Source organism: Metapseudomonas otitidis (assembly GCF_900111835.1).
Classification (GTDB): domain Bacteria; phylum Pseudomonadota; class Gammaproteobacteria; order Pseudomonadales; family Pseudomonadaceae; genus Metapseudomonas; species Metapseudomonas otitidis.
The window spans coordinates 193,097-219,551 of record NZ_FOJP01000012.1 but is presented as its reverse complement, the minus strand read 5'-3'; the positions used below and the strand labels follow the sequence as shown (position 1 = coordinate 219,551).

At 65.7% G+C, this 26,455-nt stretch carries 25 protein-coding genes; 8 read left to right on the top strand and 17 right to left on the bottom strand.

The genetic code is table 11. The features are described 5' to 3' along the window. The first annotated feature begins 212 nt into the window (after positions 1-212). Together quiC and BM198_RS17190 are read left to right on the top strand one after the other, a co-directional pair. Complete coding sequence (quiC, locus tag BM198_RS17195; RefSeq protein WP_074971488.1) at positions 213-2,123, top strand: 3-dehydroshikimate dehydratase QuiC; 1,911 nt, start codon at positions 213-215, stop codon at positions 2,121-2,123. Between the two features lie 90 nt (positions 2,124-2,213). Next, complete coding sequence (locus BM198_RS17190) at positions 2,214-2,885, top strand: TetR/AcrR family transcriptional regulator (RefSeq protein ID WP_074971487.1); 672 nt, start codon at positions 2,214-2,216, stop codon at positions 2,883-2,885. Positions 2,886-2,933: 48 nt separating this feature from the next. Here BM198_RS17190 and BM198_RS17185 read toward each other — a convergent pair whose 3' ends face one another. The 11 genes from BM198_RS17185 to BM198_RS17135 all read right to left on the bottom strand — a co-directional run bounded on the left by BM198_RS17185 (position 2,934) and on the right by BM198_RS17135 (position 13,753). Continuing rightward, positions 2,934-3,791, bottom strand: coding sequence for a shikimate dehydrogenase (locus tag BM198_RS17185; protein WP_074971486.1), 858 nt, complete (start codon positions 3,789-3,791; stop codon positions 2,934-2,936). Between the two features lie 5 nt (positions 3,792-3,796). After that, positions 3,797-4,240, bottom strand: a complete 444-nt coding sequence (gene aroQ / locus BM198_RS17180; protein ID WP_074971485.1) for a type II 3-dehydroquinate dehydratase — start codon at positions 4,238-4,240, stop codon at positions 3,797-3,799. 74 nt (positions 4,241-4,314) lie between these two features. After that, positions 4,315-4,500: a hypothetical protein gene (locus BM198_RS29695; RefSeq protein WP_139233646.1), complete on the bottom strand. Its 186-nt coding sequence runs from the start codon at positions 4,498-4,500 to the stop codon at positions 4,315-4,317. 42 nt (positions 4,501-4,542) lie between these two features. Further along, on the bottom strand, positions 4,543-5,466 hold the full coding sequence (locus BM198_RS17175) for a WD40/YVTN/BNR-like repeat-containing protein (protein WP_074971484.1): 924 nt from the start codon (positions 5,464-5,466) through the stop codon (positions 4,543-4,545). A 66-nt stretch (positions 5,467-5,532) separates the two neighbouring features. Beyond that, on the bottom strand, positions 5,533-6,768 hold the full coding sequence (locus tag BM198_RS17170; RefSeq protein WP_074971483.1) for a TIGR02270 family protein: 1,236 nt from the start codon (positions 6,766-6,768) through the stop codon (positions 5,533-5,535). Between the two features lie 21 nt (positions 6,769-6,789). Beyond that, a complete protein-coding gene (locus BM198_RS17165) occupies positions 6,790-7,704 on the bottom strand; it encodes a hypothetical protein (protein WP_044407589.1) in 915 nt (304 codons plus the stop codon). Positions 7,705-7,722: 18 nt separating this feature from the next. Beyond that, on the bottom strand, positions 7,723-8,997 hold the full coding sequence (locus tag BM198_RS30190) for a PAAR-like domain-containing protein (protein ID WP_044407586.1): 1,275 nt from the start codon (positions 8,995-8,997) through the stop codon (positions 7,723-7,725). After that, entirely contained in the window at positions 8,997-10,037 is a 1,041-nt protein-coding gene (locus BM198_RS17150; RefSeq protein WP_074971482.1) for a 3-oxoacyl-ACP synthase, read from the bottom strand. Before BM198_RS17150 ends, BM198_RS30190 begins: the two co-directional genes overlap by 1 nt. After that, complete coding sequence (locus tag BM198_RS17145) at positions 10,034-11,143, bottom strand: DUF2169 family type VI secretion system accessory protein (RefSeq protein WP_074971481.1); 1,110 nt, start codon at positions 11,141-11,143, stop codon at positions 10,034-10,036. Before BM198_RS17145 ends, BM198_RS17150 begins: the two co-directional genes overlap by 4 nt. 13 nt (positions 11,144-11,156) lie before the next feature. Then, positions 11,157-11,603, bottom strand: coding sequence for a DUF6484 domain-containing protein (locus BM198_RS17140; protein WP_074971480.1), 447 nt, complete (start codon positions 11,601-11,603; stop codon positions 11,157-11,159). Between the two features lie 23 nt (positions 11,604-11,626). Beyond that, complete coding sequence (locus BM198_RS17135) at positions 11,627-13,753, bottom strand: type VI secretion system Vgr family protein (RefSeq protein ID WP_074971479.1); 2,127 nt, start codon at positions 13,751-13,753, stop codon at positions 11,627-11,629. 330 nt (positions 13,754-14,083) lie between these two features. Here BM198_RS17135 and BM198_RS17130 point away from each other — a divergent pair, with 330 nt between their 5' ends. From BM198_RS17130 to BM198_RS17120, 3 genes are read left to right on the top strand one after another with little or no spacing between them, the layout of a single operon-like run. Further along, entirely contained in the window at positions 14,084-14,512 is a 429-nt protein-coding gene (locus BM198_RS17130) for a GTP pyrophosphokinase (protein ID WP_074971478.1), read from the top strand. Beyond that, complete coding sequence (locus BM198_RS17125; RefSeq protein WP_074971477.1) at positions 14,509-14,772, top strand: hypothetical protein; 264 nt, start codon at positions 14,509-14,511, stop codon at positions 14,770-14,772. Before BM198_RS17130 ends, BM198_RS17125 begins: the two co-directional genes overlap by 4 nt. Positions 14,773-14,782: 10 nt before the next feature. Next, positions 14,783-15,277 carry a hypothetical protein gene (locus BM198_RS17120; RefSeq protein ID WP_074971476.1) on the top strand — a complete coding sequence of 165 codons (495 nt, stop codon included), beginning with the start codon at positions 14,783-14,785 and terminating at the stop codon, positions 15,275-15,277. A 15-nt stretch (positions 15,278-15,292) separates the two neighbouring features. Here the strand turns inward: BM198_RS17120 and BM198_RS17115 are convergent, their stop codons facing one another. Continuing rightward, a complete protein-coding gene (locus BM198_RS17115; RefSeq protein WP_074971475.1) occupies positions 15,293-16,414 on the bottom strand; it encodes an ankyrin repeat domain-containing protein in 1,122 nt (373 codons plus the stop codon). A 267-nt stretch (positions 16,415-16,681) separates the two neighbouring features. Here BM198_RS17115 and BM198_RS17110 point away from each other — a divergent pair, with 267 nt between their 5' ends. The 3 genes from BM198_RS17110 to BM198_RS17100 are packed head-to-tail and all read left to right on the top strand — an operon-like array spanning position 16,682 to position 18,735. Continuing rightward, a complete protein-coding gene (locus BM198_RS17110) occupies positions 16,682-17,116 on the top strand; it encodes a DcrB-related protein (RefSeq protein ID WP_044407562.1) in 435 nt (144 codons plus the stop codon). Between the two features lie 42 nt (positions 17,117-17,158). Next, complete coding sequence (locus BM198_RS17105) at positions 17,159-18,454, top strand: polymorphic toxin type 46 domain-containing protein (RefSeq protein ID WP_074971474.1); 1,296 nt, start codon at positions 17,159-17,161, stop codon at positions 18,452-18,454. Then, positions 18,451-18,735: an immunity protein Tsi6 family protein gene (locus tag BM198_RS17100; protein WP_069566640.1), complete on the top strand. Its 285-nt coding sequence runs from the start codon at positions 18,451-18,453 to the stop codon at positions 18,733-18,735. Before BM198_RS17105 ends, BM198_RS17100 begins: the two co-directional genes overlap by 4 nt. Before the next feature lie 115 nt (positions 18,736-18,850). On the opposite strand, the gene BM198_RS17095 is transcribed toward BM198_RS17100, so the two are convergent. The 5 genes from BM198_RS17095 to tssH all read right to left on the bottom strand — a co-directional run bounded on the left by BM198_RS17095 (position 18,851) and on the right by tssH (position 26,453). After that, the gene (locus BM198_RS17095) at positions 18,851-20,419 is read right to left on the bottom strand and encodes a GMC family oxidoreductase (RefSeq protein ID WP_044407553.1); all 1,569 of its coding nucleotides are present in this window, start codon (positions 20,417-20,419) and stop codon (positions 18,851-18,853) included. Positions 20,420-20,431: 12 nt separating this feature from the next. Then, a complete protein-coding gene (locus tag BM198_RS17090; RefSeq protein WP_044407550.1) occupies positions 20,432-20,989 on the bottom strand; it encodes a gluconate 2-dehydrogenase subunit 3 family protein in 558 nt (185 codons plus the stop codon). Between the two features lie 57 nt (positions 20,990-21,046). Beyond that, complete coding sequence (locus BM198_RS17085; protein ID WP_044407547.1) at positions 21,047-21,439, bottom strand: VOC family protein; 393 nt, start codon at positions 21,437-21,439, stop codon at positions 21,047-21,049. Between the two features lie 274 nt (positions 21,440-21,713). Beyond that, on the bottom strand, positions 21,714-23,630 hold the full coding sequence (locus BM198_RS17080) for a type VI secretion system Vgr family protein (protein ID WP_394328347.1): 1,917 nt from the start codon (positions 23,628-23,630) through the stop codon (positions 21,714-21,716). Between the two features lie 126 nt (positions 23,631-23,756). Next, complete coding sequence (gene tssH, locus BM198_RS17075; RefSeq protein ID WP_074971472.1) at positions 23,757-26,453, bottom strand: type VI secretion system ATPase TssH; 2,697 nt, start codon at positions 26,451-26,453, stop codon at positions 23,757-23,759. Positions 26,454-26,455: the final 2 nt, after the last annotated feature.

Sequence of the window (26,455 nt, the reverse complement as noted above, 5' to 3'; positions counted from 1 at the left end):
TGCGCAGTGATCGAAAAAGCGTCAATTCGATTACCGGCCTTCTGTTCGATGATCGAACACAAAACTAACCAGTTCGTACATTTTGATTGAGGCGCTGACTTTACGCGCGAATAATCCATCCGGCCACAAGAACGAAAGGGTTTTGCGTGTGTTCACGCAGCGACCCGGGTCCGCCGCTGGCCACTGTGCCGGCCCTCTACCAGGAGCTGAACATGCAGCGTTCCATTGCCACCGTCTCCCTGAGCGGTACCCTGCCGGAAAAACTCGAAGCCATCGCCGCTGCCGGCTTCGATGGCGTCGAGATCTTCGAGAACGACCTGCTGTACTACGCCGGCAGCCCCCGGGAAATCCGCCAGATGTGCGCGGACCTGGGGCTGGCCATCACCCTGTTCCAGCCGTTCCGTGACTTCGAGGGCTGCCGCCGCGAGCGCCTGCAGAGGAACCTCGACCGCGCCGAGCGCAAGTTCGACCTGATGCAGGAGCTGGGCACCGACCTGGTGCTGGTGTGCAGCAACGTCCAGGCCGATGCCCTGGCGGACGAACGCATCCTGGTGGACGACCTGCGCCTGCTGGCCGAGCGGGCCGGCGCGCGAGACCTGCGCATCGGCTACGAGGCCCTGGCCTGGGGCCGCCACGTGAACAGCTGGCAGCAGGTGTGGGACATCGTCCGCCAGGCCGATCACCCGGCTCTCGGGGTGTTGCTGGACAGCTTCCACACCCTGTCGATCAAGGGGGACCCGAGCGGCATTGCCGACATTCCGGGGGACAAGATCTTCTTCGTGCAGATGGCCGATGCGCCGCTGCTGAACATGGACGTGCTGGAGTGGAGCCGGCACTTCCGCTGCTTCCCGGGGCAGGGCGAATTCGACCTGCCGGGCTTCCTGGCGTCGATCCTGCGCAGCGGCTACACCGGCCCGCTGTCCCTGGAGATCTTCAACGACGGTTTCCGCGCTGCGCCGCCCCGTGCCAATGCGGCGGACGGCCTGCGCTCGCTGCTGTACCTGGAGGAGAAGACCCGCGCGCTGCTGCAGAAGGACCCGGTGCCGCCGGCCAACCTCGACATCCTCTTCGCACCGCCGCCGGCCAGCCATTACGCCGGGGTGGAGTTCCTCGAATTCGCCGTGGACGAGACCCAGGGCGCGAAGCTGGCCGGCTGGCTGGAACGCCTGGGCTTCGCCCGCGCCGGGCGGCATCGCTCCAAGGACGTGAGCCTGCTGCGCCAGGGGGACATCAACATCGTGCTCAATGCCGAGCCCTATTCCTTCGCCCATGGCTACTTCGAGGCCCATGGCCCTTCGCTGTGTGCCACCGCGCTGCGGGTGGACGACAGCAGCCACGCCCTGGAGCGTGCCCGGGAGTACCGGGGCCAGCCGTTCCGTGGGCTGGTAGGGCCCAACGAGCGGGAAATCCCCGCCGTACGCGCCCCCGACGGCAGCCTGCTGTACCTGGTGGAGCAGGCTCCGGCCGGGCAGACCATCTACGACAGCGACTTCGTGCTCGACGCCCATGCCGCCCAGAGTGGCGCCTTGCAGCGCATCGATCACATGGCCCTGGCGCTGCCGGCGGACGGCCTGGACAGCTGGGTGCTGTTCTACAAGAGCGTGCTGGACTTCGAGGCCGACGACGAGGTGGTGCTGCCGGACCCGTACGGCCTGGTGAAGAGCCGGGCGCTGCGCAGCCGCTGCAGCAGCATTCGCCTGCCACTGAACATCTCGGAGAACCGCAACACAGCCATCTCTCACGCGCTTTCCAGCTACCGGGGCTCGGGCGCCCACCACATCGCCTTCGCCTGCGAGGACATCTTCGCCGAGGTGAGCCGGGCCAAGGAGGCGGGGGTGCCGCTGCTGGACATTCCGCTGAACTACTACGACGACCTGGCCGCGCGCTTCGATTTCGATGACGAATTCCTCAGCGAACTGGCCTATTACAACGTGCTCTACGACCGCGACGCCCAGGGCGGCGAGCTGTTTCACGTGTACACCGAGCCGTTCGAGGGGCGCTTCTTCTTCGAGGTCCTGCAGCGCCGTAACGGCTACGCCGGCTACGGGGCGGCCAACGTGGCGGTGCGCCTGGCGGCCATGGCCAAGGCCCGCAGCGGGGCACCGGCGAAGGCCAGGCTCTGATCCGGGCAGCCTGGCGCCGCGTGCGCCAGGCTTCCCCCTCCGGGTTGAGCCGCCCATAATCGGCCGGTTTCCGCAGGCCGTGAGCCCACCATGACAATAACGACAGAACTGCCAGACCCCCCCGCCGACGCCCCCCGCAAAGGACGCAAGAACAACCCCGAGAAGACCCGCGAGGACATCCTCAAGGCGGCCATCGTCGAGTTCGTCCAGCAGGGGCTTTCGGGCGCCCGGGTCGACGCCATCGCCGAGCGCATGCAGACCTCCAAGCGGATGATCTACTACTACTTCGGCAGCAAGGAGCAGCTCTACCTGGAGGTGCTGGAGAAGCTCTACGGCGATATCCGTGGCACCGAGGCGCAGCTGCACCTGGCCGAGCTGCCGCCCCGCGAGGCGATCCAGCGACTGGTGGAGTTCACCTTCGACCACCACGACCGCAACGTGGATTTCGTGCGCATCGTCTGCATCGAGAACATCCACTACGGGGAGTACGTGCGGCAGTCCAGGACCATCCGCACCATGAGCAGCACCATCCTCGAGGCCATGGGCGAGATCATCCAGCGCGGCCAGGCCGAGGGGGCGTTCCGGCCGGGCATCCAGGCGCTGGACCTGCACCTGCTGATCAGTTCGTTCTGCTTCTACCGGGTGTCCAACCGCAACACCTTCGGACAGATCTTCGAGATCGACCTCACCGACGAGCAGGTGAAGGCGCGGCACAAGGCGATGATCTGCGAGTCGGTGCTGCGCTTCCTCGCCCAGCCCTGACGCATCTCACCGACATGAACGGGGCGGCATTGGCCGCCCCGTTTCGTTTCAGCCGTTCAGGCTGGCGAAGTGCGCCATCATGCGGTCGGCGTCGGCCGTGCGGCCGCTGAACAGCTCGAAGGCCTTCACCGCCTGGAACACCGCCATGGTGCTGCCATCCAGCGTCTGGCAGCCGATGGCGCGGGCGTCGCGCAGCAGCTCGGTCTCCAGCGGGAAGTAGACGATCTCCGCCACCCACAGGTCGGCGCGCAGCAGTTCGGCCGGCACCGGTGTACCCGGCAGCTTGGCCATGCCGATGGGGGTGGTGTTGACCAGGCCGTCGGCCTCGGCCATGGCGCTGGGCAGGTGGCTGCCCAGGGCGGCGCGGCCGGGGCCGAAATGCTGGTTGAGGCTGTCCACCAGGGCCTGGCCACGGGCAGCGTCTACCTCGAACAGGGTCAGGCGCTCGACGCCTTTGGCCAGCAGGGCATGGGCCACGGCAGAGCCGGCACCGCCTGCACCCATCTGCACCACCTGGCGGCGCTGCACGCCGGGCAAACCACGGCGGAAGCCTTCGGCAAAGCCGAGGCAGTCGGTGTTGTGGCCGACGCGCTTGCCGTCCTTCAGCACCACGGTGTTCACCGCGCCGATGCCGGCGGCTTCGGGGGACAGCTCATCCAGCAGCGGGAGGATGGCCTGCTTGCAGGGGAAGGTGATGTTCAGCCCGGTGAAGCCCATCTGCTCGGCGCTGCGCAGCAGGTCGGGGAGGGCGCCGCTGTCCAGCCTGAGGGCATCGAGGTCGATCAGTCGGTAGAGGTAGCGCAGACCTTGGGCGTCGCCCTCGTGCTCGTGCAGGGCAGGGGTGCGGGAAGCCTGGATGCCGGCGCCGATCAGGCCGGCGAGTACGGAATTGGACGGGTTGGACATGGCATTCACTTGTTGTTGAGCAGTTGGCCGAAATGCTGGAGTGCCAGGCTGTAGCCCTGGCTACCGAGGCCGCAGATCACGCCCACGGCAATGGCGGAAATGAAGGAGTGGTGACGAAAGGCTTCGCGCTTGTGCACGTTGGACAGGTGCACCTCGATGACCGGCAGCTCGACCGCCGCCAGGGCGTCGCGGATGGCCACCGAGGTGTGGGTCCAGGCCGCCGGATTGATCAGGATGCCGGCGCAGCGGCCACGGGCTTCGTGGATCCACTCGATCAGCTGGCCTTCGTGGTTGGTCTGCCGGAAGTCCACCGTCAGGCCCAGCCCGGCAGCGGTGCGGGTGCACTGGTCGGCGATGTCGGCCAGGGTCTCGTGGCCGTAGGTGGCGGGCTCTCGGGTTCCCAGCAGGTTGAGGTTGGGGCCGTTGAGCACCAGGACGATCGGGGGCATCTCATTCTCCAGGTCATTCACGGCGGGGTGGTCTCCACCGTGTGCGAGGAAAATGTACTAACCGGTTAATTCGGTCAATCTGCACCGCACCGGTGCAGGGATGCACCGGGATTTAGTGTTCGATTATCGGCTGTCAGCAGCAGAGCTGACGGCACGCGCTCTAGGCGGTATTGCGACGGGAACACGGCGTAGTCGCGCAGGCCGGCGAGAAATCCGGCCTCTTCGGCGTGTTGGTCGAGGACGATGGGGAGGGTGTTCATCGTCCTTCGGTCCTTTTGTCTTGGGCATAAGCCATAGCGCTATCAGCCAACTTGCAGGATCCGCTTCCAGGTGGAACCGTTGAGTTCCATGACGTCCTTCGGGCCGATGGACCACATGATTCCGTCCGCTGCGCTCAGGTGGTAGCAGCTGCTCGGAACGTCATCGCCGAAATCGACAGCCTTCAGCTTGCCGTCCACCAGGCGGTAGACGAAGCGGGTGGACGACACGTAGACCTCGCCGTTGAAGACTTCCATGCCCCAGAGGTCTTCGGTGGTGCTGTCGTGCTCGATCACTTCCCACTGGTCGCCTCGGCCGCGCAGCAGGGTGCCGAGTTGGCCGCAGGCGTAGACGAAGCCGTCCGGCGCGCAGCGCACTTTGTACAGCGCCAGGTTGGTGGGGCTGGTCAGCTGGGTGAAGGTGGCGCCGTCGTATGTCCAGATCTCGCCTTCCCAGCCGACGGTATAGATTTCCTGTTCGTCGAAGCCGTCGATGGATTCGAAACTGGTGTCGGTGATGTCCACGTCGCCGCCCTGGGCGGACTGGTCGATGCACCGCCACTGGCCTTCGTCATCACGCACGTAAGCCTGTCTGCAGGTGCCCACCACATAGGCCCGCCCGTTTGCGATACCACGAATTTCACGCAAGGGGCCACGTTTGCGCGGGTCGATACCTGCTGGGCGGATTGGGGGTTCTTCCTTCACTTCGCCGCCACCACTGACATTGATGGAGCCGTCAGTACCGAGAACGATGAAGCGTTCCGCCGGCACATGGCAGACCGTTCCCGAGCAGGCCAGCCACTTCACAGCGCCAGCAGCCCAGTTGCCCATGTCGAAGTCGAGGATCAGGGAGCTCGTATGCCCCTCCGCTATGACTTGGTTATTGGTCGCCAGCAGGTAGGCAAGGTCGGAATAGCGGACGGTACCTGAGGTGATGCTGTAGCCCTGGAGTGCTGCTTTGGTATCCATTTGGGTTCCGGTACTGGCGAGCGGTAATCCGGCTGCGGGCCGCCGGCCATGGTCAGGTTGGTCTTGTCAGCCCAGCAACTGACGCTGCCGCAGGGCAGGGGCGCTGGTGGGGAAGACGGGGCGGGTCGGTACGAAGCGCGCCAGGGCGTTGGCGGCTGCCACGCGCTGGCGCTGGTAGCCGCTCTGCAGCACGGCCAGGCAGCGTGCTTCGCTGAGAGGTTCGCCCAGCAGGTAGCCCGTGCCGTTGGCGAAGCGTGGGCGGTTGGCCTGCCACCAGGCCTCGACGCGCGCGGGGTCGGGCCAGAGGAGGTCGGTGTCCGGGTCCATGTCCACGTTCGGGTCTTCAGGATCATCGGTGGGGCCGGCGTCGTAGTCGGGGACCTGGCGCCGCTCCAGGTCCAGGTCGGCGAGGTCCGCCCCGGTGATCAGGGTGAAGGCTTCGCCGGCCGCCCGGGCAAGGGGCAGTTCGTGCATGCGCTGGATCAGCCAGGGCACCGCCACCGGGTCACCGAAGGGCCCGGTGGCCTGGATCACCAGGCGGTGGTGACGGGCATCGCCCATCAATGCGCGCAACCACTGGATGCTGGCCTCCCGGGGCTGCCAGCACAGCAGCACGCCCAACGCCCGCAGTCGGAACGGGCCGGGGTGCTCGGCCAGCAGGCGCAGCGGGCCGAGGGCTTCCTCGTCGCCCATCTGCACCGTGGCCCAGTTGGCCCAGAAACGCACCGCCATGTCGTCGTGCAGACGGTGGGTCCGGATGACGGGCATCAAGTCCCGCCGCCGCAGTTCACCGGCCGTGCGTGCCGCCCGCGCCAGCACGCCTGGGTCGCTGTGGGCGAGGCCGGCCAGCAAGGCCGGGCCGGGATCGCGCCGGTGCATGCCGCAGGCTGCAAGTCCCATGCGCCGGAACAGCGGCTCGGGTGAGGCCAGGAGCCGCTCGATCCAGGGTTCGACGGTCGCCCACTCCAGCCAGCCCAGTGCGGAGGTGAAGCCACGCTCGCCGTCCGGCGCCTTGCGCAGGTGCTCGGCGAGGCTCGACAGCGCGGGGCCGTTGCCGGCCATGAAGGCCAGCGCCGTGGCGGCGAACACTTCGCCGGTGGCGTGGGGCGACAGGGCCTTGAGGAGCAGGTCGAGACCCTTGAGCCCGGCGATCAGCAACCCGTCCAGGTGCGCTTCGATGCGGCTGTCGAGGGTGCGCAGGTGCTTGAGGTCGTAATGCGGCGCGCGAACGGCGTAGTCGCGCAGGCCGGCGAGGAAGCCGGCTTCTTCGGCGTGTTGGTCGAGGACGTTAGCGACTTGCAAGGATCAGGACCTCCATATCCATCAGGCATTGTCCGGATGGATAATCTCCTGCCATTTCTGCCCGTCGAATACGACAATGTCGTCTTCGCCAAACGACCATAAAAGACCGTCTTTTACATGCAGTTTATGGGTGGAGACGGAGCGGCCAATGCCGATATCTATGGGCACAATCTTGTCATTCTCGACCTTCGCCAGTTGGTTGTTACCGGCCAAGTAGATGGTATCGCCATAGACTTCGATGTCATACCAGTTGCCATTCAATCCATTATCGTCAACTACCTCCCAAAGGTTGAAGGCACCACGCAAGACCACCCCCTTGTGCCCGCAAACAACAACCTGGCCATTCTCCAGGCAACGCACACCCGTCAGGTGTGCTGTAGTCGGGCTGTCGTCCTTGTGCCAGCGGCGTCCATCGTGGAAGTAGATCTCTCCACCCCAGCCCACGGCGTAGACCTGATCTTCCGAGATTCCGGCAATGTCCATGAATCCTTTCGCTGTCTCGCGGGTAAGGATGTCCGTGGCGATGGATATCCAGTCGTCACCCACCCGCTTGTAGACCTGTCGCCCGTATCCGCATACGTAGAGTTGCCCCGCGATGTTCCGGATCACCTCTACATACCCGTAAGGTTCAGCCACATTGAGGCCTGCTCCAGGTATCTGCTCATCCACTTTTCCGCTGGCTGTCAGTTCAGTGGTTTCGCCATTTTTTCCTAGCAGCCACCATGCTCTGTAGCCTCTCGACGCATCAGTAAGGCTGGTTAGCGACTTGCCTTGGTACTCCAGATCTGATGCACCCCAGTTGCCGTCGATGTAGGTGAAGAAGCGAGTGAACTCGGCTCGTTTGTCGAGCCCGTGTGGAAAGCCAAGCACCCCGATCACCCCATTTCGCGGGGAAAATCCATTGAGGAAGCTGACGGGGACCTTAGAAGATGACATTGGAGCTCCTTAAAAGAATCAGAACATGCCTGCGGGGGCACTTACAGCTCCCTGAGGAACGAAACCTGGTGGTGTACGATTGCCCGATGAGTCAGCGCGTAGCATGAGTTTGTCCGATTTGCCCTTGCCTACATCGAGTCCCATTTTCTTATGGGCTGCTTCACTCTGGGCCTTCATGCATTCTTTGTCGCACTTCTGCTTCACCTTGGAAACCGCGTCGCAGCCTGCGTCGTTGGCTTGCTCGAAGCTCCATGACCCGGCTGTCTTCTTGATGACCTCTTCGCCCTTCTTCATTTTCGGTTTGCCGGTGGGCGTGAACTGCTTTTCGCTTTTCATGAACTTGTCTTCGGCGACATCGACGATAGCGTGCACCTGGCCGTGTTCTTTGAGTTTGCCGTCAGCGCTGTCGCTTTTGGTTGCACCTTCAAGACATATGCAGGGCGCCTTTGTGTCGTCGTAGCTGTCTGTGCCGGGGTAACGATCCCCAGAGCCGCTCTTGCGCTCGCCAGAGGGCAGGAAGCAGTGGGCGGGGACCACATGGTGCGGAGTCTTTCCAGCGCAGCACCCGTGGTCGAATGGCACTAGGCTGCAGTCGAACTGATCCTTACAGTCTTTGTCCTCACACATGTCGTTGAGCGCGCCAGTCTTGTTGTAGAACTCACCTTTGCCAGCATCGGCTTTCAGAAGGGCATTCCAGTCCACCTGACTGTTGTCGCTGACGGCGGCCGCTTGCGTGGCACCCGGTTTTCGGTGGTCTTTACGCTTCTGCTGATGGGTATTGTTCTTGGCGTGCTTTTCCATGCAGTCCTGAGTCTTCTTCGACTCTGCCTTGCATTGCTCGGATGCACTGGCCAACGCCATCTCGTCCATGTACATCCAAGGTGGGGTATTGGGGCCTTGGGATGCATGGTTGTGGGTCATGAGATCCATGTGACGAACCACATTCTCGCCTTCGAATTTCACATCCATGGACCAAGCGGTGAAGTAGACCTTGCCCTTGATCTTGCTGGTAATAATGCCTTTCTTGGGCGCGCAGCCAGCCTCATCCCCTGTGCTCGTCTTGAAGTAGCTTTTATCTTTGAGCATGACCTCCTTGCCGGTGATCTTGACGGTCCTGCTGCCGTTACTTGTGTCACTGGCCATCCCCGTATTCGGATAGGGGATAGGCACGCCCGTGGGGGTGGGAGGGGCCTGCGGTGGTGTAAAGCAAACGTCCGGGAAGGCCGCGATCGATTTTCCGTTTGCGGACTTGCAGGACACCTCCATTCCGTTGGCGAAAACCTGGTTGGCCATCAGTTCACCCTTACAGTCTGATAGCTGAGCAACATCGCTGCGCGTTCACCCGCATCGTTGCCCAGGTGGCAGAAAATATTTGCTCCTTCACCGTACCCCTTCCTGCAGGCCGCCAACGCGACCACGAGCATTGCAGGGCCGATTGCCGCACCACATTCGCCGATACAGTCTGCAGGGTGGTGGAGGTGAAAATGCTCTTTGCGAACACGCAATACACGGCTGAGAGCCAGGGCTGCTTCTTTGAAGTAATACTGTTCACCTGAAAGGTCAGTCAGCCGGTAGTCCATGGCTTCCAAGCCACAGCTCGCCTCGACAAGGGCGTTGCGAATTGCCTGAGTTAGTCCTTCTGCCCGATGAGCAACGTCCTCAGCGGTGACCGTGGCTTCCTCGACACCGAATCCCAATCCAATGCAACCCAACTGGGGGGCTGGGCTTTGAGTCGGTGCCGAGAGCAGGACGGCAGCAGCGCCTTCGCCTGGGATGAAACCATTCGAGTTGCGGCTTGTGAGCAGTCGTTCCTGGCTGTCGAGAAAGGCAAGGGTTTCGCCGTTGAGAAAGGAGTCGACACCGGCGATCAGCACATGCTGGTGACCAGCTTGGTAAATCAGCTTCCTTGCGTTGAGTAAGGCTATTGCTCCGCTAACTCTTCCTCTGGGGATTACGGCAGATGAGGTGTGGAAACGAACGTTCAGTTCTCGTTCGATATCCTTGATGAGGGACTCGTCTAGATTGGCGAGTCGGCCTGGCCGTTCCTTTTCCGCGACGCCTAGTAGCAGGGGGACCAAGGACGCATCTTTAACGGGGCTGTTGGACAATGCTTCGAGGATGGCGGCTGCCGCCATCTTCACCAGTTTGGTGCGCCCTCGCCAGGGCTGTTCGTGTTGAACCTCCGCCACCATTTGCCATTCGCCGCCACTATCAAGAAAGCGGCTTTCCTGAAAGTTGTCTATCGCACAGCGTATGGCCGCACAACTGGATGGCGCGTTATGGCCTACGGCACTAATCATGCCGGAGCCGATGATGCAGACCGCCTGGCTCATTCGCTTTCCTTGGTTAGCCGAGAATCTACCAGCCGATCCAGGGACGGATAGTAAGTCTTGCCCAACTCACGGGCACGCCACCAGGCCGAGGACTTAGTGCCCAACAGCACACTGTTGATCTCGAACATATTTTTTTTCAGTACGCGGCTCGCGCGCCAGGTGATCTCCACCTTGCCGGCGTCGGTGTCCACCACCAGCGTGTCGATCACCGCCTGCACCGTCTCGTGGCCGCCCTTCTTCAAAAAGAACGTCACCGGCACCTGCATCCTCGGTATCTTGAAGCCGGCCCTTTCCTGTTGGGTGAGGTTGAGCAGCAGCACGTCCTCGCCACCCTGCAGGTACTCGGTCTGCTGGTCCGGCGGGGCGGCCTGGTAGTAGCGGGTGTCGAAGTCCGGCGGCAGGAAGGGGAAGTGGTCCGCCAGCCAGGCGTCGTCATAGGTGCCGGCGTGGCCGATGCGCGGCGGCCAGTGGCGGCCGATGGGGCCGAGGGCCATGGGGGTGAAGTCGCCGTAGGGACTGTCGATGGGTTGGCCGAGGGCTTCGGTGTTGGGCATGGGCATGCCGACGATGTCGGCGGTGCTGGCGCTCCTCGGGTACCAGCCGCGGCCGGCCGGGTTGGCCAGGTAGCTGTCGGCGAAGTCGGGGCGGTCGGCCATGGCGTGGCTGCCGCCGAACGCGTGGGCGTAGCCGATGTCCTGCTCGATGAAGGGCTGCGGGGCGCCCGGGGCCGCACCGAGGGCGCCGGGCACCCACTGACGGGGGCCGAGCACGCTGAAGGCCTTGCTGACCCGGCCGACGCGGATGCCAGCGGTGATCTGCGTGGCGGGGCGCCCGTTGGGTGCATGGGCCTTGCCCATCACCAGCACGTCGCAGAAGGGTTTGACCGGGGCGAAGTCCATTTCCTGGCGGGGTGCCGAGAGGCCGGGTTCGCCAACGTATTCGTCGGCCATCAGCAGCGGGCGCTGGACCTCCGCCAGGCTCGCCTCGCGGCCGTCCAGGGGCAGGTCGAAGGTGCCCTTGGCGACCACCACCAGGGATTCCCGGCCATCCGGGGCCAGGCCCTGGGTATAGGCAGCCATCAGGCGTGTGGCGTTGAGCAATTCCATGGGCGCGGCTCTGTCAGTTGATCTGCACCGAACCGCCCTTGATGCGGTTGACGCCCGAGGAGCGGCTGGAGAGGTAGGCGCCCTTGATCAGCACCTTGCCTTCGCGGGTCAGGGTGATGCTGGCCTTGCCGCAGCGCAGGACGATCTCGCGCTCGGCGGAGAACTCCAGGCGTTCGCCGTCGATGTGGGCCACCGCCGGCGCCTGGCGGGCTTCCGGCAGGCGCTGGATGCGGCCGATGACCAGCGGGCGGGACGGATCACCGCCGACGAACATCAGCGCCACCTGGGTGCCGATGTCTTCGCGGGCGAGCACGGTGGTGGTGGTCGCGGCGATGCCGGTTTCCGATGGGCAGCCGGGGAAGGCCACCACGGGGCTGGACGCTTCGGGGACATCGAGGAGGACGCCGATCACCACGCCGTCGAGGCGGGTGGTGGCCGGGGTGTGGGTGTGGACTGTCATGTGCTACTCCCTGGCCGCAGGGCCTAGTTCTGCAGGATCTTCTGGCCTTTCACCACGACGTTCTTGCTGGCCTTGACGTTGATCGCACCGGAGCCGTCGATGGTGATGTTCTTGCCGCTGATGACGATGGTGCCGTCCTTCTTCATGGTGATGCTGGCGGAGCCGGTGACCAGGGTGATGGAGTCGCCGGCGTTCAGCGAGAAGTGCTTGCCCACGTCCAGGCTGTCGCTCTGGCCCACGCTGGTGCTGCGGTTCTGGCCGACGCTGCGGGACTCGTTCTTGCCGATGCTGGTGGTCTGGTTGGCACCGATGTCCACGCTTTCGTTGCTGCCCACGCTTTCGGTGCGGTTGCTGCCGATGGTGATGTTCTCGTTGCTGCCGACCTGCTCGGTGCGGTTGGCGCCGATGGTGATGCTCTCGTTGCTGCCGACCTTCTCGGTGCGGTTGACGCCGATGGTGATGGTCTCGTTGTTGCCGACCTGCTCGGTGCGGTCGACACCGATGGTGATGGTCTCGTTGTTGTCCACTGTCTCGGTGCGGTCGTGCTTCACGTGCACCGTTTCGTCGTGGTCGATGGTCTTGGTGCGGTCGTGGCCGACCCAGTGGGTCTCGTCGTTCTCGACCTCGATGTCCTGGTTCTTCTCCGCGTGGATGAAGAGCTGCTCCTCGCCCTTCTTGTCCTCCATGCGGATCTCGTTGAAGTTCGCCGGCGTGCCGCCCTTGCTGGAACCGCTCTTGACCCCGCTCTGGGTGGCGTTGGCGGGCAGGTCGTAGGGCACGGTCTGCTCGGCGTTGTACACGCGTCCGGTGATGATCGGGCGGTCCGGGTCGCCTTCGAGGAAGCTGACGATCACCTCCTGGCCGATGCGTGGGATCTGGATGTGACCCCAGTTCTTGCCGGCCCAGGCCTGGGACACGCGGATCCAGCAGGAGCTGTTCTCGTTGGACTGGTCATGCCGGTCCCAATAGAAATGCACCTTCACCCGGCCGTACTGGTCGGTCCAGATCTCCTCGCCCTTGGGGCCGACAACCATGGCCGTCTGCGGACCCTGGACGATGGGCTTGATGGTGGTCGGCATCGGCCGGAAGGCCTGCCCGGCGTCGATGCATTCCAGGTCGCTTTCATACTGCAGACCGCCACCGGAGCCGGTCTCGTAGGCCTCCTGGCTGACCGCATAGCGGGCACCGATGATCAGGTACTCGCGGTTCTGGTCGTCCCGGGGGTAGCCGGTCATCTTGAACAGGTGGCCGGCTCCAAGACCGCGCGCGTTGGTGCGCAGCTGCACGCGCTCGTACTGGGTCTGGATGGCCTCGATGCGGTTGCGTGCGTACTGCTCGCCATCGCTGGTCTGCACGTATTCGCCGGGGTAGTCGTAGAGCGGATGGTCGGCGTTGCTGTGGCTGCGGCTGACGCTGGAGCGCACCTCCAGGCGTGCGCTGGGACGCTTGAAGTCGTAGTCGTTGAGGGCCAGGGAGCCGGGCTGCACTTCCTGCGCCAGGTGCCAGTCGTAGACGTGGTCACGCTCGCGCATCTGGTCTTCGAGGGGGTAGAAGGGCACCGACGCGTAGCCGGGGGCCGGGCTGTGGGCTCCATAGGCATCGGAGAGCACCATCACATGACGCGACTGCTCATGGCGGAAGTAGTAGTAGATGCCTTCCTGCTCCATGAGCCGGCTGACGAACTCGAAGCTGGTCTCGCGGTACTGAACGCAGTATTCCCACTCGTGGTAGCTGCGGGTGAGGGCGTCTTCGAAGTCGGAGAAACCGAGGTCGCGGAACACCTGCTTGATGATGTCCGGCACCGTCTTGTTCTGGAAGATGCGGCAGTCGGAGGTGCGCGACAGCAGCCACAGCCAGGGCCGCAGGGTGACGCGGTAGCCCGCGAACTGGCCGGTGCCGGAGGACTGGCTGCAGCGTGCGGCGATGCCGTGGAAGTAGCGCTTGCTACCGTCGGGCAGCTCCACCGAGAGCCCCATGGGCTTGCCCAGCAACGCGTCGAGCTTGATGGCAGGGTTTTCTGAAACCAGACTCAGTTCGTAGTCGAACAGGCGACCCAGCTGTTCGTGGCCGTCCAGCCGTTCCAGCACCAGGACGTTGGCGCCCAGGGGGCTGCTGACTTTCGCCATGCGGGTCGATTGAGTGATTTGCATCGCCTTCCTTGCCTCGTATGCCACCGCCGGGGCGTGGTTCCGCGTCAGCGGCCCGTCGCCAGGAAATCGACTTGCCCGGCGAGCCGGGAGGGCGGGAAAACCCTGGGTCGAAGTTGTAGCAGACGAGGCCGTTGCCGAGCGCTTTTTCCGATATCCGCGAATCCTTGCGTAACCCCGACCGCACGGCGGCGGGCAGGGCCGGCGAACTTTTTAGAACAGTCCCCGGAGGCTGTCCATCGGTTGCCGTCAAGGCTGCGTGGCGTGTCTCAGTTCCGGCACGGCAGGTTTCAGGCTGCTAACCTCCGCGCCCTTCACAGAGGAGCCCAAGGAATGAATACCCCACTGGAAACCGCCATTGCCCTGGCTTGCCGTGTCCATGCCGGTCAACGGGACAAGGCCGGTCGGGCCTATGTGCTGCACCCCCTGCGGTTGATGCTGCGCTTCGAGGATCCCGAGGCGCAGATGGCAGCCGTGCTGCACGACGTGGTCGAGGATGGCGACGTCAAGCTCGAGGACCTGCGCATCCTCGGCATCCCCGAGTCCGTGGTACAGGCCGTCGACTGCCTCAGTCGACGTGAAGGCGAGACCTACGAAGCCTTCATCGAGCGCATCCGGCCCAACGCCCTGGCCCGGCGGATCAAGCGCGAGGATATCCGCGACAACCTCGATGTCACCCGCCTGCCCGAACTGGGCGAGGCCGACCTGGCCCGCGTTGCCCGCTACCACCGCGCCCTGGTCGCTCTGGAGCGCCCCGAGTGAGTTGGCGTGACGTGGTGTTCAGCCCCCGGCACCGGTTCGCCCTGGGGGTCGAAGAAGGTGGCGACCGTTACTACCTGTCCATCCCGGTGAGCAATGGCCTGGTCGATTACGAAGAGCGCTACGCCATCACCCGCGAATCCTTCGAGCGCTACCGCCGCGACCTGGAAAGCGCGCTGCCCATGGTCCGCGCCTGCCGCGCCCGTACCCTGGACCACCTGTTGTTGGAGCCTGTCGGAACGCAGCGGGGCGAGCCGACGTGAGCCTGGCAGAGTGCTGAGCCAGGCGCTGGCCCGCGACGCCCTGGGTGCCTTCCTGCTTGGCGAGCCGCCATATTTCCACGAGGCGCGCGCCGAGCATGAGGAGCCACAGAACTTCGGTGCCGCGTTCGAGGCGCTGCTGCTGCCGTACTGGCGCGAGACCGCTGACCCGGAACTGGGGGAGCGCCTGACGCGTGCCTGCCTGGCGCTGCTCGCTGGGCATCCCGATCACAACCGCGCGATCTATTGCGTCCACGCCTGGATCTGGGAGTACCGCTATGCCCAGGTGGGGAAGGGCATTCCGCTGTTCGACTGGAGGCTGGAGCCCGTCGCCGTGATGCTCAAGGCGTGCATCGAGCGGGCACGCACGGTTCTGGTGGCCGATACCCGCTGGGCCGGCGCTTCCTGGAACGGCGCCGACGGGATCTGGGGAGCGCTGCTGCGTGCCTCGCTGCACCTGCGAGACCGGCTGAGAGGGCCGGACCTGGTGCCCAGCGAATCGGAATGAACGCGGCGCGACCAATCAGGCCTTGATCGCCACCGCCTTCCAACTGGCCGTGCGCTTCTTGCCGGCCCAGTCCGCCAGCTTCTCTGGCGTAGGCCGCCCGGCGCGGGGATAGCACATGGGCACCAGCAGCAACAGCGTCACCTCGCCTTCGGCCGCGCCCTCGGTGGCGGGCGGAAAGCGGTAGTCCACCGCCACCATGGCATCGACACCCTCCGGCCAGGGCAGGTCGTGGAAGCGCTCATCCCCGCGTTCGGCCAGCCAACCCTCGTGGATCGCACCGCCTTCGAGGCGTGCCTGCGCTGCGCGCCAGAGCAGCTGGGCGGGGAAGGCGCAAGGCAGGTCGGAGGTGATGGCTGCCTGGTTCAACGGCCAGTCGTAGGGCAGGGCGACCATCAGCTCGATGCGCGGCTGGGAGAGGTGTACCCCCAGGGTGAACAGCAGCTTGTGGGCCCGGCCGTTGCCGACCAGTGCCGTCCGCAGGTCGATGTCCTGCCCGCACAGCCTCTGGCTGGGGCAAGGCGTGAGGACGAAACCGACCCGCTCGAAGATGTGCTCGAAGATCCCGCTGCCACGTACCCGCGTGTAGTCCATCTGTTCTTGTGCGCAGTGCCCGCCCTGTTCAGCCAGCCACTCCGCCAGCGCCGCATGACCCCAGACCAGCGCCGTATCGCGAGCGGTCTGGTTGAAGCGCAGGTGCAGGCGGTCGAGGTCGGCACCGTGCTGCACCAGCAGCTCAGCCACCTCACTGTGGCCGCCCACGGCCGCGGCGATGAGCGGCGTGAGGATGCCCCTGCAATCGCCATCCACCGCCGCGCCGTTATCCAGCAACCAGCGCACTGTCGCAAGGTGGCCCGCGCCCGCTGCGTCGACCAGCGGCGTGCCGTGGCTGCCATCGAGAACCCCCGTGTCGAGCCCCTTCTTCACCAGGTAATCGACGATCTCCAGGCAGCCATGACGAGCCGCCAGGTGCAGCAGCGTTCCCTGGCTGGCCAGGCCGAAGAGGGGCACGACCAGCCACTGTGGATGAGCCTCCAGGGCGGCGCGCACGGCCTTCAGGTCGGCCTCTTCGACGTGCGTGTAGAGCGTGGCGAGGGCGGGTGCGTTGTCGTCGTAGAGGGTGTTTGGCGCGGTCGTCATGGGGTGTTTGTCCGAAAGCGGGTGGGGCGTTCTGCGGCAAAGGTAGAGCTGCACGCCGTGAGGTGTCCTTGAAGGTGATCCCGTTTCCACCGCTCCAGGCCAAGAAGCGAGACCAAGCGCAAGCCCTGAGCATCGCGCGGGGGGTTGTCCTTGATTGTTGGGCCCGGTTGCCGGAAGATTTTCGCCCGCCGGGCGTAGGATGATGTGTCGTTGTCAATAAGGCAGTTCCTACGCAGAGCCCATCACCTAGGGAAGGCCTTCAGTACAGTGACTCTCTACCGACTCAACGAGGCGGACCTGGACGTCCCCGATGCCTGGCAGGACCAGAGCATCAACATCTTCAAGCTGCCCGCCACCGGCAGCGCCAAGGAAGCCAGCTTCGTCATCAGCCGCGACCCCAGCCAGGGCGACATGCCCTTCGCTGACTACATCGCCCAGCAGCTCGCCAATGCGCGCCAGCAGTTGCCCGGGTTCACCCTGGTCAAGCAGTGGGACATCAACCTGAACGGTGCCCCTGCGGTGCTGCTGGACTACACCTGGCAGCGCGATGGCCGGGTGTTGATGCTTCGCCAGGTGTTCATCGAGCGCAAGCCGGCGGTGCTGATCACCACGCTGACCACCACGCCCCAGGACCTGCCGTTCCACGAGCCGGCCTGGAAGCAGGCGATGCAGACCCTCAAGCCGCTGCCTCCGGCAGCCTGACCGGGGCCGCCGACGGCCCGAGCAAGGAAGTGAAGTACCTCGATGGATGCGCAGGCAGCAGCACGGCTAGGGGATGAGATCGCTCACGGTTTCGGCCTCGCGGCCATGGTCGCCGGGGCGGTGGCGGGGGCGCTGATCGGTGCAGCGGTGATCGCGGCCACGGCCGCCACGGGTGGTGTCGCATTGGCGGTGATGGCCGGCTCCATCGCTGCCGGCGGCCTGTCCATGTTCCAGGTGGTCAAGGGACTCAGCACCATCTTCAACCTGCCGGAGCCGACAACCGGGGCGCTCATACGTGGCAGCCCCAACGTCTTCGTCAACGCCCGCAACGCGATGCGCGCCGGCGAGGACGCCGCGTCCTCCTGCAGCGGGCTGCCGTGCAACCACCCCTACTGGCCGTTCGAAGTGGTCATCGCCGAAGGCAGCGCCACGGTCTACATCAACGGCAAGCCGGCGGCCCGGCTGACCAGCAAGATGAGCTGCGGTGCGCACATCAAGACCGGCAGCGAGAACACCTTCATCGGCGGCCCGACGGAGCGCGTGGCCTTCGTGCTGGACATCGAGGGCTGGGTGCACAGCGGCCTGGAGATCCTCGGCCTGGCAGCACTGGGCGTCGGCCTGGTGATGGCGGCCATGGCGGGGCTCGCGGTGTTGGCAGCGACCGTTGTCGTGGGCGGCGCCATCTACGGCGGCATGGAGCTGCTCGGCCAACTGGGTGATCGCCTGGGACCTGGCTACCGCGACCTCCTGCAAGGCGTCGCCGGCCTGGCGCTGCTCGGTATGGGACCGAAGCTGGCCGGACGCAAGCCGACCGCCGCCGTGACCTCGGAGGCGGCGCAACGACGCGCGTACCTGAACAAGAAGTTCGGGCGCAGTGGTGATCTCGACCACGACATCAACTACCGCGGTAACCGCGAGGTGGCGAGCAACTTCTTCAAGTCCAAGGGTTACTCGAAGAGCGATGCCGAGTCGTACATGAACGGCCTGGATTTCAACCATCCCGTGCGCGTCGAGACCCTGGCCCCGAACAAGGCCCTCTGGCAGTACCAGTCCCCCGGGGCGCCCCAGGGCAACTGGTATACAATCAGCCCCAAAGTCCAGCCGACCGAACTGGGGATCAACCCCATGGGCACCAACCGGGCGGCGAACACCATCGAGCCGAAGGTCCTCAACTCCTACAAGACCACGCAGAAGGTGGAGGTGCTGCGCAGTACTGCAGCGCCCACCACGGACTTCTGGTCGGTCAAGGGCCAGAACTACGATGCCAAGGGTGGAGCGACGCAGTTGTTCTCCAACCAGAAGGACGCATTTGGAATTATCTCCCCAGGTGGACCATGACTCCCGTTGAATACATAGATCGCGCGCTGGCGCTGGTGATCCAGCGTGCCGCCGCGCTTCCCGGGCAAGAGGTGCTGGTGTCCGCAGAACGGCAACTGAGGTACGTCAGGGCTGTGCTGCTGGACAAGGGCCTGGATCGCTCGATGCTTCACCAGATCACCCTTGGCAGCATTGCCGTGAAGGAGTTCGACGAAACCGACCCTGATCTTGCCAGGGCCCTGAAGGACGCCCACTACGTGGCGGTGCAGACCGGGCGTGGCCTCAAGGTCGACCTGCCCTGAATACCCGATTGACCGCGCCATGACCGGAGCCGCCTTGCGCGGCGCCGGTTTCCAAGTGGCCCACCACCCGAGAGAAAAAAGGGCCGTCCCTGGCCCATTAACCGGTCAGCGCAGCCTAGGCCGCACGTTTGTCGAGTGCCTGGGCGATGTATTCCGCCTGGCGGATCGCCAGGCTGACGATGGTCAGCGTGGGGTTCTCCGCCGCGCTGGTGGTGAACAGGCTGCCATCGGAGATGAACAGGTTGGGCACCTCGTGGCTCTGGCCGTAGCCGTTGCAGACGCCGTCCGCCGCCTTCTCGCTCATGCGGCAGGTGCCCAGGTTGTGGGTGGAGGGGTAGGGCGGGACGCGGTGGGTCTTCAGCGCGCCGACTGCCTCGTAGAGGGCCTGGCCCTGGCGGTAGCCGTGCTCGCGCATGGCGATGTCGTTGGGGTGGTCGTCGTAATGCACGTTCGCCACGGGGATGCCGAAGCGGTCCTTCACCGTATCGCTGAGGGTCACGCGGTTGCTCTCCCGGGGCATGTCCTCGCCCACCAGCCACATCCCCGCCAGGTGGGTGTAGCGGTCCATCACGCGGGTGAAGTCCCGTCCCCAGGCACCCGGGTCGAAGAAGGCCGCCATGAAGGAGGGGCCGAGGGAGATTGTCTCCATCTCGTAGCCGCCGACGAAGCCACGGTCCGGGTCGAAGCGTGATTCGTCACTGACGATGCCCGCCATGATGGTGCCGCGGTAGAAGTGCACCGGATCGGCGAATTCGGCGAAGACCGAGCCCGTGGTGTGGCGCATGTAGTGCTTGCCCACCATGCCGGAGCCATTGCCCAGCCCATGGGGAAACAGCGTGCTGCTGGAGTGCAGCAGCAGGCGTGGGGTCTCGATGGCGTTGCCGGCCACGGCGACCGCCCGCGCACGCTGCCGGTGGAGCTGCCCCTTGGCGTCGGCATAGACCACGGCGCTGGCGCGGCCACGGGCGTCGTGCTCGATCAGCACCGCCTGGGATTGCGGGCGCAGGTCGAGCCGCCCGGTCGCCTCGGCCTGGGGAATCTCGGTGTACAGCGTCGACCACTTCGCGCCCATCTTGCAGCCCTGGAAGCAGAAGCCCAGCTGCATGCATTGCGCCCGGCCGTCCCGTGCCCGGCTGTTGATCGCCATGTGGCCGGTGGAGCACTGGGTGTAGCCCAGCTTGCGGGCGCCGTTGTACATCACCTGGAAGTTGTTGTTGCCCGGCAGACCGGGCAGCCCGTGGGTGCGGGTCACCCCCATGCGCGCTTCCGCCTTCGCGTAATAGGGTTCGAGCGTTTCCAGGCTCAGCGGCCAGTCCAGCAGGTTGGCGCCGGGCAGGTTGCCGTAGGTCTGCCGGGCGCGGAACTCATGGGCCTGGAACCGCAGGCTGGCACCGGCCCAGTGGGTGGTGGTGCCGCCGACGGTCTTGCAGATCCACGCGGGCAGGTCGGGGAAGTCCCGTGCCACCTGCCAGCTGCCGGAGGTGGTGCGCGGGTCGCTCCAGGCGAGCTGTTCGAAGGAGGGCCACTCATCGTTGATGAAGGTCGCCGGGGATTCGCGCTTGCCCGCCTCCAGCAGCACCACGGGAAGCCCCCGCCGGCACAGCTCGTTGGCCAGCGTGCCGCCGCCGGCACCGGAACCGATGATCACGATGACCGAGTCATCATTCAGGCTGAACGTCGTCATGGGAGTACCTCGTCAGGTGGCGGAGGGGCTGGCATCGGCGGGCGCAGCGGGCAGCCAGCGCAGGTCGTTGAAGCCCCGCATCAGGTAGCCGCCCTTGCCGAAGGAGGCGCCCTCGTAGCCGAAGTGGCGGTAGGCCAGCTCGTTGCTGTACAGCGCCCGTGACGCCTGGGCACGTACCTGCCTGAAGAACGCCGTGTGCTGGATGGCGCGCAGGAGCGCCTCCTGCTCGGCCTCGCTGCGCGAGGACCAGTCTCCCCCCGCATCCCGGTCGAGGGCATCGAGCCCGTCCCGCAGCAGGCCGCCCAGGGCGGGGTCCTGCCCGGCCTGCCTGTCCAGCGCCTGCACGGCGAAGGCGTAGACCGCGTCCTCCATGCCGTCGTGGGGGTAGAGGCGCTTCACCACGGCCATCAGCCTGAGCGCCAGGGCACTGTCGAGGTGGTGCAGGTCCAGGGCCCAGGTGAGTGATGGGGCGACCAGGGCGATGGGGCCGGAGGTGAACAGCAGGGTGCCGAGGAGGGCACCGCTGCTGCCCTTGAGGAAGTGGCGTCGATTGAGGGTCGCGTCGAACATGCGGATCTCCTTGTTGTTGTCGTCGGATCAGCAGGGGGACGGAGCGGGAGCGGCTGGCTACTGGTAATGGCCCCCGCGCTGCAGGACTTCGATCTTGTAGCCGTCTGGGTCCTGCACGAAGAAGAAGCGGGCCAGCAGCTCGCCGTCGCGCTCGAAGGCCTTGATGGGCGCCGGCGCGTAGCCGAGGCCCTGCAGCCGCTCGAAGTGGGCCTCCAGGTCGTCCACCACGAAGGCCACATGGCCGTAGCCGCTGCCGTGGGTGTACTGCGCCTGGCCCTTGTTCCAGGTCAGCTCGATCTCGGCGCCGCTGTTGGCGTCGCGCAGGTAGACGAGGGTGAAATCCTCGAACTCCAGGCGGTGGCTTTCGGCCAGGTCGAAACCCTGCTGGTAGAACGCCAGGGAGGCGGCGAGATCACCGACCCGGATCATGGTGTGGATGAACTTGGGCATTGCGTGCTCCGTGTTGGGAAGGGAGCAGGCAGCTTGGCCGCGAAGCGGCAGGCGGGGGTAATAGGGGACTACTACAGGCCCTTCGCGCGGCTGGCTGTAGGCCGGCGCCGGAAGGCCGAAGGCGAGGCCGGGTGCGGGTTTGACGAGCAGGAAGGGCAAAGACCGGCGTGGGCGCCTTCGCGCTTGCCTACGGCTACATGGGGCTTTGCTTCGGGCCGGCGCGGCGTGTCGAGCCCGGAAAGACCGGGGCCGCCTTGCACGGCCCCGGCAGATTTCAGCTCTTGGGTGGCGGCGGGAAGAGGGCGTTGACCTTGCCGTCGATGGCGCCCTTGTCGCCTTCGCCATTGGTGGGCATGGCGCTGGCCACGCCGGAGTTCAGGTCCAGCCGGCCGCCGGTGTCGATGGCGGTGTTGCCGGCGGTGAACAGGTTGAAGGCGGTGCCGGAGATGTTGATCACGCCGTCGGCGTTGAACTCCACCACGCTCTGCCCGCACACCAGGCGGATCTGCGCACCGGCCTCGATCAGGTAGCGGGTGCTCACGCTGTCGCTCTTCGCACCGCCCACCACCAGGGTGTCGTGGCGCTTGGCGGCGCGCAGGCGGTCCTGGCCGATGCGGGCGGTCTCGTCGTTGCCGATGCTCTTGGTGCGGTTGTGGCCCACGGAGTGGGTCTCGTCGTTCTCCACGACGATGTCCTGGTTGCGCTCGGCATGGATGTAGAGCTGCTCGGCGCCCTTCTTGTCCTCCATGCGGATCTCGTTGAAGTTCGCCGGTGTGCCGCCCTTGCTGGAGCGGCTCTTGACCCCGCTCTGGGTGGCGTTGGCGGGCAGGTCGTAGGGCACGGTCTGCTCGGCGTTGTACACGCGGCCGGTGATGATCGGGCGGTCCGGGTCACCTTCGAGGAAGCTGACGATCACCTCCTGGCCGATGCGCGGGATCTGGATGTGGCCCCAGTTCTTGCCGGCCCAGGCCTGGGACACGCGGATCCAGCAGGAGCTGTTCTCGTTGGACTGGTCATGCCGGTCCCAATAGAAATGCACCTTCACCCGTCCGTACTGGTCGGTCCAGATCTCCTCGCCCTTGGGGCCGACGACCATGGCCGTCTGCGGGCCCTGGACGATGGGCTTGATGGTGGTCGGCATGGGACGGAACGGCTGGCGTGCCTCGATGCACTCCAGGCTGCTGTCGAACTGCAGCGTGCCGCCGGCCGAACCGCTTTCGTAGGCTTCCTGGCTGACCGCGTAGCGGGCGCCGATGATCAGGTACTCGCGGTTCTGGTCGGCGCGGGGGTAGCCGGTCATCTTGAACAGGTGCCCCGAGGCCAGGCCACGGGCGTTGGTGCGCAGTTGCACGCGCTCGTACTGGGTCTGGATGGCCTCGATGCGGTTGCGCGCGTACTGCTCGCCGTCGCCGGTCTGCACGTATTCGCCGGGGTAGTCGTAGAGCGGGTGCTCGGCGTTGCTGTGGCCCCGGCTGATGGTGGAGCGCACCTCCAGGTGCGCGCTGGGGCGCTGGAAATCGTAATCGTTGAGCGCCAGGGAGCCCGGCTGCACCTCGCGGGCCATGTGCCAGTCGTAGACGTGGTCACGTTCGCGCATCTGGTCTTCGAGGGGGTAGTAGGGCACCGAACCATAGCCGGGGGCGGTGGTGTGGGCGCCGTAGGCATCGGAGAGCACCAGCACGTGGCGTGACTGCTCGTGGCGGAAGTAGTAGTAGATGCCCTCCTGCTCCATGAGCCGGCTGACGAATTCGAAGCTGGTCTCGCGGTACTGCACGCAGTACTCCCACTCGCGGTAGCTGCGGGTGAGGGCGTCTTCGAAGTCGGAGAAGCCGAGGTCGCGGAACACCTGCTTGACGATGTCCGGCACCGTCTTGTTCTGGAAGATGCGGCAGTCGGAGGTGCGCGACAGCAGCCACAGCCAGGGCCGCAGGGTGACGTGGTAGCCGGCGAACTGGCCGGTGCCGGAGGACTGGCTGCAGCGCGCGGCGATGCCGTGGAAGTGACGCTGGCTGCCGTCCGACAGCTCCACCGAGACGCCCATGGGCTTGCCCAGCAGGGCGTCGAGTTGCAGGTTGTGGTCTTCGGAGACCAGTTCCAGTTCGTAGTCGAACAGCCGGCCCAGCTCGTCGTGGCCGTCCAGTCGGTCGAGCAGCAGCACATCGCCGCCCAGCGGGCTGCTGACCTTGGCCATGCGTGCCCGTTGCGAAATCGCCATCCCACACTTCCTTAGCGCTGTACGCGTCACTGCCGGGTTCCGACGCGCCGGAACCTTCCACATTCAGGCGGCGCACCCCGTGGCGGGGCGCGCCGCATCGCTTCACTCGAAGCGGTAGGTGAACTCGCCGTTCTCGGCGCTCACCTGCACCTTCTCCACCTTGCGGCCTTCCAGCATGCGGTTGAGGAACTCGCGGCTGAGGTCCGGCAGCATGCTGTTGGTGAGGATGGCGTCGATCTGGCGACCTCCGCTCTCGGTCTCGGTGCAACGGGAGACCACCAGGTCCACCACCTTGTCGTCGAACTCGAACGGCACCTTGTGGCCCGACTCGACGCGCTTCTTGACCCGGCCCAGTTGCAGGCGGGTGATGCTCTTGAGCATCTCGTCGCTCAGCGGGTAGTAGGGGATGGTCACCAGGCGGCCCAGCAGCGCCGGCGGGAAGATCTTCAGCAGCGGCTCGCGCAGCGCCTTGGCGATGCCCTCGGGTTCGGGCATCAGCTCGGGGTCGTTGCACAGGCTGGCGATCAGGTCGGTGCCGGCGTTGGTGGTGAGCAGGATCAGGGTGTTCTTGAAGTCGATCACCCGGCCTTCGCCGTCTTCCATCACGCCCTTGTCGAACACCTGGAAGAAGATCTCGTGCACGTCCGGGTGGGCTTTCTCCACCTCGTCCAGCAGCACCACGCTGTAGGGCTTGCGACGCACCGCCTCGGTGAGCACGCCGCCTTCGCCGTAGCCGATGTAGCCGGGCGGGGCACCCTTGAGGGTGGAGACGGTGTGGGCTTCCTGGAACTCGCTCATGTTGATGGTGATGACGTTCTGCTCACCGCCGTACATGGCCTCGGCCAGGGCCAGCGCGGTCTCGGTCTTGCCCACGCCCGAGGTGCCCGCGAGCATGAACACGCCGATCGGCTTGCTCGGGTTGTCGAGCCCCGCGCGGGAGGTCTGGATGCGCTTGGCGATCATCTCCAGGGCATGGTCCTGGCCGATGATGCGCTTCTTCAGGTGCCCGCCCAGGTTGAGCACGGTCTCGATCTCGTTGCGCGCCATGCGCCCGACCGGGATGCCGGTCCAGTCGGCCACCACCGAGGCCACGGCCTGGTAGTCCACGGTCGGCAGGATCAGCGGGTCCTCGCCCTGCAGCGTGCTCAGGCGCGCCTGCAGGTCGGTGAGCTGGGCGCGCAGGGCGTCCAGTTCCTCGGGGGCCAGCGGCGGGGTGTCGGCGCCGCCTTCGCGGCTGGTGCCGTCCACCGGCTCGGCGGCGGCACGCAGGCGGGCGCGGGTGGCCAGCAGTTCGTCCACCAGGGCCTTCTCTTCGTTCCAGCGCTCTTCCAGCTCAGCCAGGCGGGCGCGTTCCTCGACCAGCGCGTTCTCCACGTCGGTGCGACGGCTGCCGATGGCGACGCCGATGGCGTGCTCGCGGCCGATGATGGCCAGCTCGGTCTCCAGCGCCTCGATGCGACGGCGGCTGTCGTCCACTTCAGCCGGCACGGCGTGCAGGCTGATGGCCACGCGGGCACAGGCGGTGTCCAGCAGGCTCACGGACTTGTCCGGCAGCTGGCGCGCGGGGATGTAGCGGTGGGACAGCTTGACCGCCGCCTCCAGTGCCTCGTCGAGGATCTGCACCTGGTGGTGCTGCTCCATGGTCGAGGCCACGCCGCGCATCATCAGGATGGCGCGGTGCTCGGAGGGCTCGTCCACCTGCACCACCTGGAAGCGGCGGGTGAGGGCGGGGTCCTTCTCGATGTGCTTCTTGTATTCGGCCCAGGTGGTGGCCGCCACGGTGCGCAGGGTGCCGCGCGCCAGGGCCGGCTTGAGCAGGTTGGCCGCGTCACCGGTGCCGGCGGCGCCACCGGCACCGACCAGGGTGTGGGCTTCGTCGATGAACAGGATGACCGGCTTCTCGGAGCTCTGGACGTCCTCGATCACCTGGCGCAGGCGCTGTTCGAACTCGCCCTTCATGCTGGCACCGGCCTGCAGCAGGCCGACGTCCAGGGCGCGCAGCTCCACGTCCTTCAGCGAGGGCGGCACGTCGCCGGCGACGATGCGATGGGCGAAGCCCTCGACCACCGCCGTCTTGCCCACACCGGCCTCGCCGGTGAGGATCGGGTTGTTCTGCCGGCGGCGCATGAGGATGTCCACCAGCTGGCGGATCTCGTCGTCACGGCCGACGATCGGGTCCAGCTTGCCGCTGCGGGCCTGCTCGGTGAGGTCCACGGTGAAGCGCTTCAGGGCTTCCTGCTTGCCCATGGCCGCCGGGGCCATGGCGCCGCTGGCTTCGCCCGGGGCGCCGGCGTTGAAGCCGTCGGTGGCGGTCAGCGCGTTCTCGGGGGAGGCACCGACCACTTCGTCGAAGCGCTCGGTGAGGGTGTCCACCTTCAGCTTCTCGAACTCGCGGGAGATGGACAGCAGCGCATTGCGCAGGCTCGGGGTCTTGAGGATGCCCACCACCAGGTAGCCGGTGCGCACCTGGCTCTCGCCGAACATCAGGCTGCCGTACACCCAGCCGCGCTCCACCGCTTCCTCGACGTGGGAGGACAGGTCGGTGATGGAGGTGGAGCCGCGCGGCAGGCGGTCCAAGGCCTCGGTGATGTCCTTGGCCAGGCGTGCCGGCTCGATGCTGAACTGGCGGATGATCTGGTGCAGGTCCGAGTCCTGCAGCTGCAGGATCTGGTGGAACCAGTGCACCAGCTCCACATAGGGGTTGCCCCGCAGCTTGCAGAACACCGTGGCGGCTTCGATGGCCTTGTAGGCCAGGCTGTTCAGCTTGCCGAACAGCGCGGCGCGACTGATTTCTCCCATTT

What these genes read in the sequence shown, in the direction of transcription:
- BM198_RS17145 (WP_074971481.1), bottom strand. Translation starts at nt 11,143, where the DNA reads ATGGAATTGCTCAACGCCACACGCCTGATGGCTGCCTATACCCAGGGC.
- BM198_RS17140 (WP_074971480.1), bottom strand. Translation starts at nt 11,603, where the DNA reads ATGACAGTCCACACCCACACCCCGGCCACCACCCGCCTCGACGGCGTG.
- BM198_RS17095 (WP_044407553.1), bottom strand. Translation starts at nt 20,419, where the DNA reads ATGACGACGTTCAGCCTGAATGATGACTCGGTCATCGTGATCATCGGT.
- quiC (WP_074971488.1), top strand. Translation starts at nt 213, where the DNA reads ATGCAGCGTTCCATTGCCACCGTCTCCCTGAGCGGTACCCTGCCGGAA.
- BM198_RS17150 (WP_074971482.1), bottom strand. Translation starts at nt 10,037, where the DNA reads ATGAGCCAGGCGGTCTGCATCATCGGCTCCGGCATGATTAGTGCCGTA.
- aroQ (WP_074971485.1), bottom strand. Translation starts at nt 4,240, where the DNA reads ATGCCCCCGATCGTCCTGGTGCTCAACGGCCCCAACCTCAACCTGCTG.
- BM198_RS17080 (WP_394328347.1), bottom strand. Translation starts at nt 23,630, where the DNA reads ATGGCCAAGGTCAGCAGCCCGCTGGGCGGCGATGTGCTGCTGCTCGAC.
- BM198_RS17165 (WP_044407589.1), bottom strand. Translation starts at nt 7,704, where the DNA reads ATGTCATCTTCTAAGGTCCCCGTCAGCTTCCTCAATGGATTTTCCCCG.
- BM198_RS17115 (WP_074971475.1), bottom strand. Translation starts at nt 16,414, where the DNA reads ATGACGACCGCGCCAAACACCCTCTACGACGACAACGCACCCGCCCTC.
- BM198_RS17085 (WP_044407547.1), bottom strand. Translation starts at nt 21,439, where the DNA reads ATGCCCAAGTTCATCCACACCATGATCCGGGTCGGTGATCTCGCCGCC.
- BM198_RS17175 (WP_074971484.1), bottom strand. Translation starts at nt 5,466, where the DNA reads ATGGATACCAAAGCAGCACTCCAGGGCTACAGCATCACCTCAGGTACC.
- BM198_RS17100 (WP_069566640.1), top strand. Translation starts at nt 18,451, where the DNA reads ATGACTCCCGTTGAATACATAGATCGCGCGCTGGCGCTGGTGATCCAG.
- BM198_RS30190 (WP_044407586.1), bottom strand. Translation starts at nt 8,997, where the DNA reads ATGGCCAACCAGGTTTTCGCCAACGGAATGGAGGTGTCCTGCAAGTCC.
- tssH (WP_074971472.1), bottom strand. Translation starts at nt 26,453, where the DNA reads ATGGGAGAAATCAGTCGCGCCGCGCTGTTCGGCAAGCTGAACAGCCTG.
- BM198_RS17135 (WP_074971479.1), bottom strand. Translation starts at nt 13,753, where the DNA reads ATGCAAATCACTCAATCGACCCGCATGGCGAAAGTCAGCAGCCCCCTG.
- BM198_RS17090 (WP_044407550.1), bottom strand. Translation starts at nt 20,989, where the DNA reads ATGTTCGACGCGACCCTCAATCGACGCCACTTCCTCAAGGGCAGCAGC.
- BM198_RS17130 (WP_074971478.1), top strand. Translation starts at nt 14,084, where the DNA reads ATGAATACCCCACTGGAAACCGCCATTGCCCTGGCTTGCCGTGTCCAT.
- BM198_RS17105 (WP_074971474.1), top strand. Translation starts at nt 17,159, where the DNA reads ATGGATGCGCAGGCAGCAGCACGGCTAGGGGATGAGATCGCTCACGGT.
- BM198_RS29695 (WP_139233646.1), bottom strand. Translation starts at nt 4,500, where the DNA reads ATGAACACCCTCCCCATCGTCCTCGACCAACACGCCGAAGAGGCCGGA.
- BM198_RS17190 (WP_074971487.1), top strand. Translation starts at nt 2,214, where the DNA reads ATGACAATAACGACAGAACTGCCAGACCCCCCCGCCGACGCCCCCCGC.
- BM198_RS17185 (WP_074971486.1), bottom strand. Translation starts at nt 3,791, where the DNA reads ATGTCCAACCCGTCCAATTCCGTACTCGCCGGCCTGATCGGCGCCGGC.